The 14,117-nt window shown below is 68.0% G+C and carries 15 protein-coding genes; 7 read left to right on the forward strand and 8 right to left on the reverse strand.

The window, feature by feature from the left end; genetic code table 11:
* Positions 1–27 precede the first annotated feature (27 nt).
* Complete coding sequence (locus ACNS84_RS10250; RefSeq protein ID WP_435074771.1) at positions 28–1,362, forward strand: Nre C-terminal domain-containing protein; 1,335 nt, start codon at positions 28–30, stop codon at positions 1,360–1,362.
* Positions 1,363–1,426: 64 nt separating this feature from the next.
* Positions 1,427–1,732, forward strand: coding sequence for a preprotein translocase subunit TatA (locus ACNS84_RS10255; RefSeq protein ID WP_435074772.1), 306 nt, complete (start codon positions 1,427–1,429; stop codon positions 1,730–1,732).
* Positions 1,733–1,888: 156 nt separating this feature from the next.
* On the opposite strand, the gene ACNS84_RS10260 is transcribed toward ACNS84_RS10255, so the two are convergent.
* Both ACNS84_RS10260 and ACNS84_RS10265 read right to left on the reverse strand, forming a co-directional pair.
* A complete protein-coding gene (locus tag ACNS84_RS10260; RefSeq protein ID WP_435074773.1) occupies positions 1,889–2,185 on the reverse strand; it encodes a DUF7130 family rubredoxin-like protein in 297 nt (98 codons plus the stop codon).
* Between the two features lie 106 nt (positions 2,186–2,291).
* Entirely contained in the window at positions 2,292–3,290 is a 999-nt protein-coding gene (locus tag ACNS84_RS10265; RefSeq protein WP_435074774.1) for a radical SAM protein, read from the reverse strand.
* Between the two features lie 218 nt (positions 3,291–3,508).
* On the opposite strand from ACNS84_RS10265, the gene ACNS84_RS10270 reads away from it, so the two are divergent.
* On the forward strand, positions 3,509–4,228 hold the full coding sequence (locus ACNS84_RS10270) for a DUF6517 family protein (protein WP_435074775.1): 720 nt from the start codon (positions 3,509–3,511) through the stop codon (positions 4,226–4,228).
* 110 nt (positions 4,229–4,338) lie between these two features.
* The gene (locus ACNS84_RS10275; protein WP_435074776.1) at positions 4,339–5,466 is read left to right on the forward strand and encodes a DUF373 family protein; all 1,128 of its coding nucleotides are present in this window, start codon (positions 4,339–4,341) and stop codon (positions 5,464–5,466) included.
* Between the two features lie 66 nt (positions 5,467–5,532).
* Here the strand turns inward: ACNS84_RS10275 and ACNS84_RS10280 are convergent, their stop codons facing one another.
* From ACNS84_RS10280 to ACNS84_RS10300, 5 genes are all read right to left on the reverse strand, one after another.
* Positions 5,533–6,546 (reverse strand): cell division protein CdpA domain-containing protein, encoded by a 1,014-nt coding sequence (locus ACNS84_RS10280; protein ID WP_435074777.1) that lies wholly within the window; start codon positions 6,544–6,546, stop codon positions 5,533–5,535.
* A 107-nt stretch (positions 6,547–6,653) separates the two neighbouring features.
* On the reverse strand, positions 6,654–7,715 hold the full coding sequence (locus ACNS84_RS10285; protein ID WP_435074778.1) for a phosphotransacetylase family protein: 1,062 nt from the start codon (positions 7,713–7,715) through the stop codon (positions 6,654–6,656).
* Positions 7,712–9,826, reverse strand: a complete 2,115-nt coding sequence (locus ACNS84_RS10290) for an acetate--CoA ligase family protein (RefSeq protein WP_435074779.1) — start codon at positions 9,824–9,826, stop codon at positions 7,712–7,714. Before ACNS84_RS10290 ends, ACNS84_RS10285 begins: the two co-directional genes overlap by 4 nt.
* Positions 9,827–10,028: 202 nt before the next feature.
* Positions 10,029–11,756, reverse strand: a complete 1,728-nt coding sequence (locus tag ACNS84_RS10295) for a PAS domain-containing sensor histidine kinase (RefSeq protein ID WP_435074780.1) — start codon at positions 11,754–11,756, stop codon at positions 10,029–10,031.
* 70 nt (positions 11,757–11,826) lie between these two features.
* Positions 11,827–12,216, reverse strand: coding sequence for a helix-turn-helix domain-containing protein (locus ACNS84_RS10300; protein ID WP_435074781.1), 390 nt, complete (start codon positions 12,214–12,216; stop codon positions 11,827–11,829).
* A gap of 180 nt (positions 12,217–12,396) precedes the next feature.
* Between ACNS84_RS10300 and ACNS84_RS10305 the strand changes: the two genes are divergently transcribed.
* From ACNS84_RS10305 to ACNS84_RS10315, 3 genes are all read left to right on the forward strand, one after another.
* Positions 12,397–13,032: a helix-turn-helix domain-containing protein gene (locus ACNS84_RS10305; protein WP_435074782.1), complete on the forward strand. Its 636-nt coding sequence runs from the start codon at positions 12,397–12,399 to the stop codon at positions 13,030–13,032.
* Positions 13,033–13,123: 91 nt separating this feature from the next.
* Positions 13,124–13,279 (forward strand): DUF7560 family zinc ribbon protein, encoded by a 156-nt coding sequence (locus tag ACNS84_RS10310; protein WP_435074783.1) that lies wholly within the window; start codon positions 13,124–13,126, stop codon positions 13,277–13,279.
* Positions 13,280–13,388: 109 nt separating this feature from the next.
* Complete coding sequence (locus tag ACNS84_RS10315; RefSeq protein ID WP_435074784.1) at positions 13,389–13,844, forward strand: pyridoxamine 5'-phosphate oxidase family protein; 456 nt, start codon at positions 13,389–13,391, stop codon at positions 13,842–13,844.
* Between the two features lie 88 nt (positions 13,845–13,932).
* Here the strand turns inward: ACNS84_RS10315 and ACNS84_RS10320 are convergent, their stop codons facing one another.
* Positions 13,933–14,085: a DUF7560 family zinc ribbon protein gene (locus ACNS84_RS10320; RefSeq protein WP_435074785.1), complete on the reverse strand. Its 153-nt coding sequence runs from the start codon at positions 14,083–14,085 to the stop codon at positions 13,933–13,935.
* Positions 14,086–14,117: the final 32 nt, after the last annotated feature.

Raw genomic sequence — 14,117 nt, forward strand, 5'->3', positions numbered from 1 at the left:
GCCGCCGGGGCGTCAACGTTCGGCCGAATGCGGCTCGACGAGTTCATCGAGTTCGAGGCGAACGAGCGCGCCGAGCGACGGCGCCTCGCGAGCGAGAAGGACTACGGCATCCTCGATCACCTCGACTCCTTCGAGCGGCGGTTCGACGAGCACGTCTCCGACGACGCCGTGGTCGGCAGCGTCTCGCCCTCCATCTTCGTCGGCCGCTCGAACTACCCGAACGTGTCGACCGGGCTGCTCTCGCCGGTCGGTCGCGAGGAGCGCGCGGACACGTTCGAGACCTCCGCGGCGTGGTACGACGAGGGCGTCTCCATCTCCGACGTGTTCGACCGCCGGACGAGCCTGCTCAACTCGGCGCGCGGGGTCGACGTCAGAGACGTCGGCACGAGCGCGAACGGGGCGGGGGGCGGGGCGGTCCACGGCGTGAACGCGGCCGCCAGCGTCCACGACGCCTGGGACGGGTGGCTCGGCGTGCAGCGCGAGGTCGCGATCGCCGACCGGCCGGTCGACGTGGAGATCGGGCTCGACGGGCGGCCCGACCTCGACTTCGACGTCGGGACGCAGGACATCAAGACGCCGACCGGGCCGCGCGCGGCGGCCCGCACCGCCGAACTCGGCGAGAACCCGCACGTCCCGCGACCGGTGCAGAAGACTCTCGAAGACGACGATTGGCGCGCCGAGGGCGCGATGACGTACCTCTACCGCCGTGGGTTCGACGTCTACGAGATCAACACCATCCTCTCCGCTGGCGCGCTCGGGCGCGGCGAGAATCGCCGGCTCGTCCCGACGCGGTGGTCGATCACGGCGGTCGACGACACGGTCGGGCAGTTCCTCCGCGGCTCGATCCGCGATAACCCGACGGTCGACCGGATCGAGGTCCACCGCAACGAGTACCTCGGGAACGCCTTCTGGGTGATTCTGGTGCCGGGACGGTGGGAGTACGAACTCGTCGAGATGAAATCTCCCGGGTCGATCTGGAACCCCGACCCCGAGTCGGGCGTCTCCCTCTCGGCCGCCAGCGAGGGGCGCGAGGGGCGGACCGGCTACGTGGACGAGACGGCCGGCGCCTACTACGCGGCCCGGCTGGGCGTGCTCGAACATCTCAACGACCGCGGGCGGCAGGCGAAGGCACTCGTCCTGCGCCACGTCTCCGACGACTACTGGGGGCCGGTCGGCGTCTGGCAGGTGCGCGAGGCCGTCCGGAACGCCTTCGAAGGGGAATGCGGCACCGCGGAGACGTTCGGCGAGGCGGTCCGCGGCGTCACAGAGCACCTCCCGGTGTCGCTCGGTCGACTCCGTCGGAAGTCGACGCTCGCGGCCGGCCTGCAGGCGAATCTCGGTGACTTCGTCGACGTTGAGTGAGGACGGAAGTGCGGCGTTTCCTGCGCCCGATCCGTTTTAGTCGCGCCGCCGAGATGACAGTCTCATGCTTCCCGCACTCCCAGCGTTCGGCGGCGTCCCCGGCGCTCCCGAACTCGTGATCCTCCTGTTGGTCCTCGTGCTGCTCTTCGGCGTCCCCGTCGTCGTCATCGCGGGCGTGGTGCTGTACCTCAGACTGCGTTCCGACGGCGAGGAGGCGGACGCCGACCGCATCGCGGAGCTGGAGGCGGAGGTCGAACGCCTCCGTGAGAGGATGGGCGACGAGTCGGACGAGCCGGGCGAACCGGATGAGCCGGACGAACCGGACGAACCGGACGAGCAGGACGAACGCGACGGCGACGATCGGTTATGACCGAATGGGGTGACCTGTGCCCCCGAGCGGTCGGGGCTTCGGAGAAGGGCACCGAGGACGCGCTCGCGTATCTGCAGCTGTCGGCGGCGCTCCAGGGTCAAGAGTACCCAACACGGCGCCGATCAGTGTGACCGACGCCGGCGTCCGTGCCCGCTGTCAGTCTTCGACCCAGTAGTACAACTCCTCACGCGGCGCGTCGCAGTTCGGGCAGTTGGCCGGAAGCTCCGCCCCGATTTCGCCCATCTCGCCGCACTCCCAGCAGCGCCACATCACGTAGGCGGTCCCGAACAGGTCGCGCGCGTCCGTGAGGGTCAACGACGCCGATCCCGACGGCGAGGAGACGTAAAAGCCGTCGTCGTCGACGCCGCGGACCGATCCGAGCTTGTCGCCGTCCTCGTCGTACACCGGTTGTCCGATGCTCACGTCGGCGAATACGGGTTCTTCGGAGGTCATACGCGCGAGTACGGGCCGATCCCACATAAGTATGACATGCGAATACACACCACGCGGCGGGCGAACCGCCGACGCGACGGGGAAAGGACCGAGTAACAATGCCCGCTCAGGCCACGGGGGTCCGCTCGACGACGGTTCCGTCGGCGGTCGGGTACTGCTCGACGATTTCGCCGCGGTCGAGGTCGCCGCCCTCGACCATCTCCTCTAACAGCCACCACGCGACCTCGACGTGGTTCGACTTGACGGTGTAGAACTCCTCGGGGACGCCGAGCGCCTCGAAGCGTTCGGGGTCGGCGAACGCCTTCCCGTAGACGAGCGTGCCGTCGTCGGTCACCTCGTCGAACTCCCGCCGGATGTTCTTCGCCATTCGCTTGAGCCGGTTCCGGTGCTGGGCGGCGTCCTTGAACACCGACGTGCAGAAGTACACCTTCTCGTGGCTCGCCATCTCGGAGACTATCGAGTCGTCCTTCGACCCCTCGACGGCCGACATGTGGCCCTCCTGCAGTTCGAACCCTTCCTCCTGCATTCGGCGGTAATTGCCGTCGGACATCTCGAACTCGTTGATGTTGCAGAACTCCGCGGCGCCCTCGTCGAGGAACTCCAGGAACTCCGACTCGGCGCGGATGCCGGGGATTTCGAAGGCGGGGGTGAGCCCCTCCTCTCGGGCGATATACAGGATCTCTTCCCACTCGGTCCCGTGCATGTCGCCCCACAGCTCCAGGGGCGGGTGGAAACGGATCTCGTCGAGGCCCGCCTCCGAGAGGCGGCGCATGTTCTCGCGCCCGCCCGGGATACCGGTGTACAGGTGCGTGTGGTGGTCCTCGCCGAACTCGTCTTTCAGCAGTTCGAGGTAGCGCGTCGTCTTCGCCATCGCCTCTTGCGGTTCGCCACCGGTGATCGAGGTTCCGAGCGCGCTCATACGCTTGGCCTCCTCGATCACGTCCTCGTCGGACTCGACTTTCCGCTCGTTGGCGTACACGTCCGTGACGTTCTTCCGGTTCTCTCCGAGAGGGCAGTAGAAGCAGTCCCGCTGGTCGCAGTAGCCGTAGACGAACAGCACCATCTTGCCGCCCTTGGCGCACTGTTCACAGCCCTTGGAGATCATCTACCCTTACTACCAGCCGCGGCCTCAAAAAGCGTCCGAACTCCGTATCGCCGGGAGAACTGTTGTCACGCGGGCATCGAGGTCGTCGCGGGCGTCGCGTTTGCCGCCGCCGGCCCGTTCGGCGCGTTCGGCAGATGTCGGGGACGACGACGGCGCTCGTCGATCCCGCCGGACGAACGAACACAAAGCATGTACCACCGGGGACGCGAGCGAGAGCCATGAGCGATGCACCGATCGCAGACGAGTCGTCCGAGTCCACCGAGAACGACGGCCTCACCCGTCGTCGCGCGCTTGCCGCTGGCGGCGCGGTCGGCCTCGCCGGCCTCGCTGGCTGCACCGCCCTCGACCTCGCGACCGGCGACACGGTTGAGTTCACGGCGGGCACCGCAACCGTCGCGGACGCGACGCTCGCCGAGAGCGGCTACGAGCTCAACGAGGTGACCGAAGACGTCCAGACCCGCGAGTTCGAAGTGGCCGGATCGACCCAAGAAGTGGAGGTGACGAGCCGGATCGCGGAGTACGACAAGGCGGTCGAGATACTGGGAGAGCGGTATCAGGCGGCGGTGTTCGCCGTGCTGACGACCCCGCGCGTCGAGGTGCTGGGGCAGGCGTTCAACCCCGTCGGAGAGCTCGACGACAACGAGCGCGCGCAGCTGATCGTGGACCGCTACGAGGGCGTGAGCGACCTCGAACGCGGCTCGGAGTACTCGACCGAAATCCTCGACACCGACGCGGGCGTCGTCGTGTACTCGGCCGACGGGGAGATAGAGGGGACTGGCGTGAGCGTCGAACTCGAGTTCCATGTGGCCGAGGCGATAGAGGTCGGCAGCGACTACGTGGTGCCGCTGGCTGCGTACCCGGCGGTGTTCGGCGACGGCGAGAACGTCCGCCGGATGCTGAACGGAATTCAACACGAGCCCGCGCCGAGCGACGACTGAGCGGTCGATCGGAACCACGGTCGGAGAGCAACGCGGTGAAGAATCGAGACGCAATCACCCGCCGTCCCCGAGCCGAAAACATATCCCGGCGCCTCGCATAGCGTCAGACGATGCTGTTGGTCCTCTGCGTCGACCTCGACGACGACCTCGGCCGAAAGACTGGGATCCCCACCCCGGTGATCGGCGCCGAGAACGTCACCGAGGCCGCCGTCGCGCTCGCGACCGCCGACCCGGAGGACTCGGACGTGAACGTCCTCTTTCAGGGCGTGAACGTGCACGACGAGCTGGCAGCCGCCGGCGAGGCCGTCGAGGTCGCCGCAGTCACCGGAATAGACGGTTCCGACGTGAAGGCGAACCGCGCGGTCGGGAAGGAGGTCGACCGCGTCCTCGCCGAGCTGTCGACCGGCGAGGAAGTCTCCGCCGTGGTGATCACCGACGGCGCACAGGACGAGTCCGTCCTCCCGGTGATCCGCTCGCGGATGCCGATAGACGGGATGCGTCGCGTCGTCGTTCGGCAGGCCCAGGACCTCGAATCGCTCTACTACACGATCAAGCAGGTGCTCGCGGACCCCGAGACCCGCGGGACGATCCTGGTCCCGCTCGGCGTCCTCCTCCTCATCTACCCGCTGGTCGTCGTCGCGAACCTCTTTGACGTCGCGGGCGCGGCGGTCCTCGGAATCCTCTCCGGGCTCGTCGGTCTCTACTCGCTGTTCCGCGGCCTCGGGCTGGAAGAGAGCGTCGACGGGGCCGCCTCGAGGGTGCGGAACGTGCTGTACACCGGGCGGGTCACCCTCGTCACCTACGTCGTCGCGCTCGCGCTGATTGTGGTCGGCGGCGTCCAGGGACTGGAGACGGTGGAGACCGTCAACGCGGTTCGCGACGGATCGGGGACGACCGGCGTGACGGTCGCTGCGTTCGTCCACGGGTTCGTCCAGTGGCTGGCGGTCGCCGGCGTCACCTCCAGCCTCGGGCAGATCACCGACGAGTACCTCGGCGGTCGGTTCCGGTGGCGGTACCTCAACGCCCCGTTCTACGTGTTGTCCATCGCGGTCGTGCTGTACGCCGTCTCGGGGTTCTTCCTGCCGGAAGCGCCGGGCGTCACCTCGCTGGGGCTCCCGGATCTCGCATTGGCGCTCGCGGCGGGGACGCTCACGGCGGTGTTGAGCACGCTCGCGTTCGCCGTCGCGGAGTCACAGCTCCCGTCGGCGGCGGGCGTCAGCGAGCGAAAAAGCGGATAGGTGGAGGTGTCGACTCCAGCGGAGCGCGGTGTCGTCGAGTGAACGCCCGTCGAGAGATTACAGAGATTACCGCGGCGTCCACTGGTCGCAGGCGTCCATGTCGTCCATCAGTTCGTCGTGATGGTCGCAGTACGGCTGCATTCCCTGGTCGGTCCGGACGTAGTCGAAGTGCGTGCAGTTCCCGCAGTACGTGTCGCCGGGGCCGTCGCGCGCGGCGGCGGTGGACCGATCGTCCGGTGTCGACCCTGCAGGCCCGGACGGGCCGGACTGCCCGCTCGCCGGCCCCGCGTCGTCGAGGGGCGACCGGAGGTCGGTGTCGGTCTCGCCGCCGTCGCTCAGGCCGGCCGACCCGCTCGCGTTCCCGCCGGAGGCGCTCCCCGGCGAGTTTGTACTGGCAGCGGGGGTCGAGTCACCGAACTCCGCGCCCGACAGCGAGCCGTTCCCCGTCGGCGCGTCGGTTCGACCGGTGTTCTCCGGTCGGTTCGTCTGCGTCTCCACCTCACCGTCGGGGACGCCACCGAGCAGACCGACGCCGCCCATTCCGTCGACCTGGTCGCGGCCGACCTCGATGATCTTCGTCTCGCCCTTGTGCGTCACCTCCATCGTGACGGTGCCGCCGGGGTCGTTCCGCGTCTTGAAGTTGACGACGCCGACGAAGACGCTCCACATCGTCGTCGCGGCGCCGACGAAGTACAGCCCCGCGGTCGGCAGCGTGAGGTCCGTGAGCTCCGGACGCGGCCCGCCGACCCAGTGGTAGGGGTAGGCGTACGCGAACAGCGCGACGCCGAGACACATGACGGCCGCCCCGACGACCGCGGCGGCGCGCGTGTTACGGTCCGCCGGGAGGACGGTCATCACGCCGAGCAACAGCAGTGGAACGCCGACGCCGCCGAGGATACCGCCGAGCCGCCGGGCCGTGCCGGAGCTGTAGCCGCTCGGAAGGACGACCTCCGCGGCGACGAGGATCCCGGCGACGAGCAGCAGCGTTCCGGCGACGAAGGCGCCCACCCCCAAAGTGACCCGACGCGGGTCAGTCTCGGAGCGCCCTCGTCCACCGTACGTCTCCGAGAGACTGGTCATAGCTGGGCTACGTGGTCCTCCGTGAAAACAGTATGTCAGACGCTCGCCCCCGGCGGCCGACGCGACGGCGAAAACGGGGGGCGGAGAGGGAGCCGACGGGGTCTCGCTTACACCAGCGCGTCGATGTCGGCGTGCGCGTCGAGCAGTTCGGCCATCCGGTCGACGGTGCGCGCGTCCCGAGTCCGGCCGCTGCGGACGATCCCCTCGGCGCGATCGATCGCGGTGACGGTGTCGGTGTTCACGGCGAGCACGGGCTTCCCCGCGTCGGCCGCCTTGCCGAGCACCGCACCGGAGGGTCGGTGGCCGCCGGTCAGGACGAGACACGCGACGCCGGAGGCGTCGAGCGCCGCGGTCTGGACGTCCGCGCGGTCACCGCCGGTGATGACGGCGGCGTCGCGGGCGCGCCGGAAGTACCGCAGCGCCTCGTCGCCGCCCATCGCACCGACGAGGAAGCGCTCGACGAAGCCGTCGGTCGGGGCGTCCGTGAGCAGTTCGGCGCCGAGTTCGTCGGCAAGCTCTCCGACGGTGACGCCCGCGAGCTCCTTCTCGTGGGGGATCGCACCGAACACCGTGATCCCCTTCGATTCGAGGAACGGGATCCCGTCCTGGTCGAGCGAATCGAACGCGTCGTCGGAGACCTTGTTGAACACGACGCCCGCGAGCCGGTCGCCGAAGGCGTCGGCGGCGGCGAGCACGTCGTCGAGGTCGTTCGGCGAGCCGTACCCCGCGACGAGCACCACCCGCGCGTCGAGCAGTTCGGCCACGTCGACGTCGGTCAGGTCGACGACCCCGCCGGTGGTCCAGTTGCCGCCGCCCTCGACGAACATGTGGTCGCGGTCGGCGGCCAATCCCTCGTACTCCTCGCGAACCCGTTCGCGAAGGGCGTCGGTGTCCTCGGTGCCGCGGATCGCACCCTCGACGAACGTCGGCGAGTAGACGACCGGCTCCATCTGGTGCATCTCGGCGTCGAGCCCGAGCACCTCGCGAGCGAGCATTGGGTCCTGATCGAGCGTCTTGCCGACGTTCGACTGGAGCCGCGTCCCCTTCGGCTTCATGTAGCCGACGCTGCGGTCGCGGTCGGCGGCGAGCCGCGCGAGCGCGATGGTGATCGCTGTCTTTCCGACGCCTTCTCCGGTCGCGGTAACGAGTGTCGTGGGTGTGTCTGTCATGAGTTGAGTTCCTCCGGGTCAACCGTAAGTCTCACGTCGACGGCGGCGGCGTTCGTGCCGCCGTCAGCGTCGGGCAGTGCGACGAGCGGATTGATGTCGAGTTCCAGGATGGCCGGGAAGTCGGTGACCAGTTGTGAGAGCCGTCCGATCGTGTCGACGACAGCGTCGACGTCGACCGGAGCGCGGCCGCGGGCACCGCGGAGCAGCGGCGCCGACTGGATCTCCTCGGTCATCTCGCGGGCTTCCGGCTCCGAGACGGGCGCGACGCGGAATGTCGTGTCCTCCATCACCTCCACGAAGATGCCGCCGAGCCCGAACATCAGCAACGGTCCGAACTGCGGGTCGCGGTTCATGCCGACGATCGTCTCGACCCCGTTCTCCAAGTCGACCATCTCCTGCACCTGCACGCCGAGCACGGTCGCGTCCGGCTGGTAGTTACGCGCTCGGGTGATCAGGTCCTCGTAGGTGTCGGCGACGTCCTCGTCCGCGACGCCGACGGCGACGCCGCCGATGTCGGACTTGTGGAGGATGTCGGGCGAGACTATCTTCATCACCACGTCCCCGTCGATGTCGCCGGCGACTGCGGCGGCGCGCTCGGGTGAGTCGACGATTTCGCCAGCCGGCGTCGCGATCCCGTACGCGTCGAGCAGCTCCATCGCCTCCACGCCGAGGCGGTTGTCGTCGCGGTCGCGCACCGTTTCGAGTATCTCGCGAGCGCGCTCGCGGTCGACGTCGAACGACATCGAGTCGGCGTACTCCCGGTCCTTGACGTCGCGATACTCCGCCAGCGTCGCGAGGCTCTCGATCCCACGGGCGGGGTCGAAGTAGCAGGGGATTCCCTTCGCCTGTAGCTGCTGTTTCGGCTTGCGGGTCCGGTCGCCGCCCATCAAGCAGGCGGCGACGGGCGCGTCCATCTCCTCGCTGACCGCCTCGATGGCGTCCGCCAGGTCGGCGAAATCGATCGTCGCCGTCGGAGCGGCCAGCACGAGGGCGGCCCCGACGTTGTCGTCGGCGACGGTGATCTCCAGCGCCTCGCGGAACCGCTCCACGTCGGCGTCGCCGATCACGTCGACCGGGTTGTGGATGTTCGCCTCCTCGGGCATCGACTCGGCCAGCGCGTCGCTCGTCTCCGCGGTGAACGACGCCATGTCGAGGTCGGCGTCGCCGACGGCGTCGGTCGCCATCACGCCGGGGCCGCCGGCGTTGGTGACGATGGCGACGCTGTCGGTGTCCGGAAGCGGCTGGCTCCCGAGGATACCGGCGGAGTCGAACAGTTCGTCGACCGACTCGGCGCGGATGACGCCCGCCTGATCGAGGCCGGCCTCGTACGCCTTGTCGGAGCCGGCGAGGGTGCCGGTGTGCGAGGAGGCGGCCTGCGCACCGGCGCTCGTCCGCCCCGACTTCACGACGACGATAGGCGTGTCCTGGGTCGTCTCGCGGGCGGACTCGATGAACTCGCGGCCGTCTTCTATCCCCTCGAGGTAGCCGATGATCACGTCGGTCTCCTCGTCGGCCCCCCAGTGATCGACGAAGTCGGTCTCGTCGAGGACGGCCTTGTTCCCGAGCGAGACGACGTCTTTGAAGCCGATCCCGTTGTCGTTGGCCCAGTCGAGGACCGCGGTGACGAACGCGCCCGACTGGCTCATGAAGGAGAGTCCGCCGGGGAGCGCGTTCTCCGGGCCGAACGTCGCGTTCATGCCCGAGGGCGTCGACATAATCCCCAGGCTGTTTGGGCCGACGAGGTTGAGGTCGTACTCGTCGGCTATCTCCGCGAGGCGTCGCTCCCTCGCGGCCCCGTCCTCCCCCGTCTCGCCGAACCCGGCGGTGATGACGACGACGTTCCGGACGCCCGCCGCGCCGCACGCCTCGATCGCGTCCAACACGATCGAGGGCGGCACGACGATCACGGCGACGTCGGCGTCGGCGTCGGCCACCTCGTCGACGCACGGCGTCCCGAGCACCTCGTCGTAGTTCGGGTTGACGGGAACGGTGACGCCGTCGAAGTCGTCGAGCAGATTCGACGTGACCGCGCGACCGACGGCCCCCTCGCGAGTGGTCGCGCCGACGACGGCGACCCGATCCGGGTCGAACAGCTCATTGAGCGTACCCATCAATGTGCAACTACGCGAACCGGATGTTTAAGATCGGTGGGATTGCGTTCGCGAGTCGAGTCAATCACGAACGATCGATCTGGAAGTCACAGAATCGATCAGCGCAGCGCCGACGACGGCGACCGATCACTGAAATATTCGGGATCCGCGAGGTCTTCGAGGTCTGCGAGGTCCACGAGATCCGCGAGATCCGCACCCTCGGTCACTCCGGGCTCAGTCCCTCCCCGCCGCCCGCGTTCGAGCCGGCGACGTCCCGACTCTCGGTGTCGCCGCTTCTCTCGGTGTCGCCACCGCCGTTCGCGCGGGCCGCGACCGTTCGCGGTTGGGTCGGTGAGTCGGTCACCGTGCGCTCGGCGTCGTTCGCGTCCCGCCCGCCGCTCGGGACGACGAGCGTGACCACGTTCCCGTTCGAGTGGGTGTCGAAGGAGAGGTCGCCGCCGGATCGTTTCGCGACCCAGTACACGAGCCACAGCCCCATCCCACCGGTGTGTCGCAGGTCGTCCATCTCCCACCGGTCGGTGATGACGTACCGCTCGTCCGTGGGAATCGGCGGGCAGTTGTCGCGGATCGAGATCTCGACGGTTTCCGCGGTCTCGGTCACATCGACCCGGACGCGTGGCGTGGACTCCGCGTGTTCGATGGCGTTTTCGACGAGTTCGGCGATCGCGTAGTCGAGTTCCGGGTGCGTGAACGCCCGTGCGTCCCGGGAGTACGAGACGGAAACGGTCGGGACGGCCTCGCCGTCGCCCGACCCATCGACCGATACCTCGCCGTCGGAGGGCCCGTCAGGGTCCCGATATCTGACGTTGACGGCGTCTGCCCCGCCGAAATCCTCGACGGCCATGTCGAGTCCCTTCTCGACCATGGGCGCAATCGCCACCGACTGCGGCGAGCCGCGCTGACGGAGCAGGTCGATGACGCCGCGCTGCTTCTCAGCGGTCGTCAGCAGATCGGAGGCGATCCGCCGTATCGTCTCAGCGTGCTCGACCAGGTCCGCACCGAACTCGGCGAGTTCGGTCGGGGCGCACGGCGGGGCCGTGTCGTCGTCGTCAGCGTCCTCGTCGGCGGTCGTCCACGCTTCGGGGTCGAACGCCGCCGCGCTCGCCACGCGGTCGGCGATCCGTTCAGCGGTGCCGTCGACGACGTTCATGTCGTTGCGGATCGTGTGACGGAGGAGGTTGTCCATCACGGCGAGCTGTCGGTCGCGGCGGTACTCCTCGGTGACGTCGCGAGCGAAGCCCGTGACGGCGACCACCTCGCCGTTCCGCACGACCGGTTCGCCGGGGACTCGGACCCAGCGTGTGGTCTCGTCGGCTTGCCCGATCCGGTAGTCGATGCAGATCGACTCACCGGCGGAGAGCCGTCTCATCGCCTGCTCGACGTACGGCCGGTCGTCGGAGTGGATCGAGTCGAGAAACACCTGCGGGTCCCGTCGGAGACGTTCCGTCGAAACGTCGTACACCCCCTCGACCGCACCGCTGATAAACAGCAGCTCTGACCAGTCCGGAGAGAACATCCAGAGCACGTCCGTCGACGCCGACGCGATGGTCTCCAGCCGCCGGCGCGACTCCACCTCTCGGGTGACGTCGCGGGAGGTCAACACGTAACCGTCCACCCCAGTCGACTCGGGCGTGTGGACCTGCGTCCGCAGCCACACCCAGCCGCCGTCGGCGGTCGCGTAGCGGTACTCGATCGGATCGTCCGGCTTCAGTTCGCCGGCGACGATCCGTGCGAACCCCTCGCGGAGCCGCGTTTCGTCTTCGGGGTGAACCAGCGAGAACGCGTCAGTTCCGACGAGTTCGTCCGGGTCGAATCCGGTCAGATCGACGGTCGCCGCGTTCAGGGACCGGTAACTCCCGTCGTCATCGAGAACCGCGACCTTGTCTTGAGTGAGGTTCAAGAGGATTTCAGGGTCCGGTCCATCGCGCATACAGTCCGGACTCTCCAAAGGAGAGTGATAAGCCTGCCCGGCCGATTATCAGAACCGAATCTCGTTCAGCTCAGTCGGCGGAGACGCCGGTGGTCTCCGCGACCGCGGCGATCGGCTCCGTCGCCTCGTCCTCGACGGTGAGCGTAACGCCGTCGTCGCCGAGTTCGATCGCCGCGTCGGTGGCCCCGCGCGTGTACTCGGCGGCGTGGTCCCCGTCGGGGTCGAAGCGGACGCCCTCCCGCAGGAGCGGCGTCTCGCTCAGGCGCTCGACCTTCCGGTACGCGGTCGACAGCGCGATGTCACAGGCGTCGGCCAGTTCGCTCGTCGTCATCGGCGTCTCGGCGGCGCCGAGGATCGCTCGACAGTCGGGGTCGGCGAGGGCGTCGAAGGTCGCGTCGAGCGTCTCGTCGCCTTCGGTCACCGTCGTCGGTCCGGTCGCGTACGAGGCCTGTCGCTTCATGGATGTAGGTTACGTCGCTATCCACCCGAATCCCGACCCTGCATATGAGGGGTGTTTTATAAGCATCCGGCTGAACCGGCCTCGTTCGGACCGCGTTGTCTCCCGCCGTGGCCCCCGACCGCAGGCGGGGAGTCCCACGGCGTCAACGTTTTGACTGGGGGCGAGAACGGTCGGACGCAGATGGGATCCGGCATCAGAGCGGAGGTATCGCTTCCGGCGGGAGCGTCGTCGCCGTTCGACGGAGTCATCGACGGGTCGACGCCGATTTACAGCGTCTCGCGAAGCGCGCCGAACGAAACCGGCGGGATCGCGGTGTTCGAGTTCATCGCCGACGCCGACCTGTCGGTCCCCGAGTGGGTCGACGTCGTCTTCGATTACGGCCCCAAGACGGCCTACCGGTTTGAAACGGTGCCCGCCGAGGATTCGCCGTTCTCGGTGCTCGACCGCCACGGGCTCCCGATCACCGAACTGACGATCCGCGACGGCCGACTCCTCGTGACGTTCCACGCGACCGACCTCCCAGCGCTCCGGTCTGTGCTCGACGCGTTTCGGGAAGCCTCCTCCGACATGGAGGTGCTGCGACTCCTGCAATCGTCCTCGATACCCGAGGAGTCGGACTTGGTCACCGTCGACCGGAGCGACCTCACCGAGCGTCAGCGCGAGGTCCTCACCGCCGCCTACGACGCCGGCTACTTCGATCACCCCAAAGGGGCCAACGCGGGCGAGGTCGCCGAGTCGCTCGGGATCGATCGGTCGACGTTCAGCGAGCACATCGCGGCCGCTCAGCGGAAGATTCTCTCCTCGCTGCTGGACTGAGCGACAGCGAGCGATCGGAGCCGTTGATCGGATTCCGAAACTGCAAGAATTCGAACCATCCTTCATGAGTGTCTGTACCGTACCCGCATCTATGACGAGCCCTGGGACCCACACCTTCGTCTGCCCGGAGTGTCGTCGATCAATCGAGGTGGACGACGCCATGCGGGCGACGTTGCTCGACGCGGGCTGCGTCGTCTGCAGGGAGCCCGTCACGGAGAGCGACATCGTGGACGCGCAGACCGCGTAGCGGCGTCCCCGTCCGCGCCGCCTCCCTCGGTGTCCGGACGCCTCCGCACCGTCGTCAGGGGACGATCCGTCTCGTATCCTTTATCCCGGCGTACGCCGACTCGTGGTGTATGGCGATGAACAGCGAGGTCGAGATGACCGACGCGGAGGTCGACGCGTTCCTCTCGCGACACGAGACCGGCGTACTCTCGCTCGCACGCGAAGAGACCCCGTACGCGATCCCGATCTCCTACGGCTTCGACGAAGAGTCGCGCGACGCCTTCCTCCGACTCGTCTCGACGCCCGACAGCGAGAAGCGCGAGTTCCTCGCGTCGAGCCCGAAAGCGCGGATCGTGGTGTACGAAGAGAACGGAGACGCGTACGGCAGCGTCGTCGGCGTCGGGACGCTGCGCCGGGTCGACCTCGACGAACTCACGCCCGAAACCATCTCGCAGTACGGGGAGACCCGCCGTCCGCTGTTCGAAATCTGGGCGGACGGCAAACCCGACCTCGACATCAACCTCTATCGATTCGTCCCCGACCGACTCACCGGGCGGACCGTCGTCGTCGACCGCGACGACGAGTAACCGGTCGGCGGGTATCGGTTCTGTCCCGGAAGGTGAGTGAAAACTGAACGTGTACCGAAGGGTCTCGCTGGTGACCGACGATGCGGCGCTACGCGTCGCCGAAGTCGCCGGAGAAGTCGGTCTCAGTGACGCTGGTCGTACAGACCGGACAGCCCGTCTCGAGGATCGTCTTCCGCATCTCCTCGTTGACCTCGATTGTCTGCGCACAGTCCGAACACGTGAATTGAACGGTGGTCAACACTGGCCCTCTCTCGTCTCGCCGGGAGGACACCA

Source organism: Halorubrum wangae, from assembly GCF_051194135.1.
Classification (GTDB): Archaea; Halobacteriota; Halobacteria; order Halobacteriales; family Haloferacaceae; genus Halorubrum.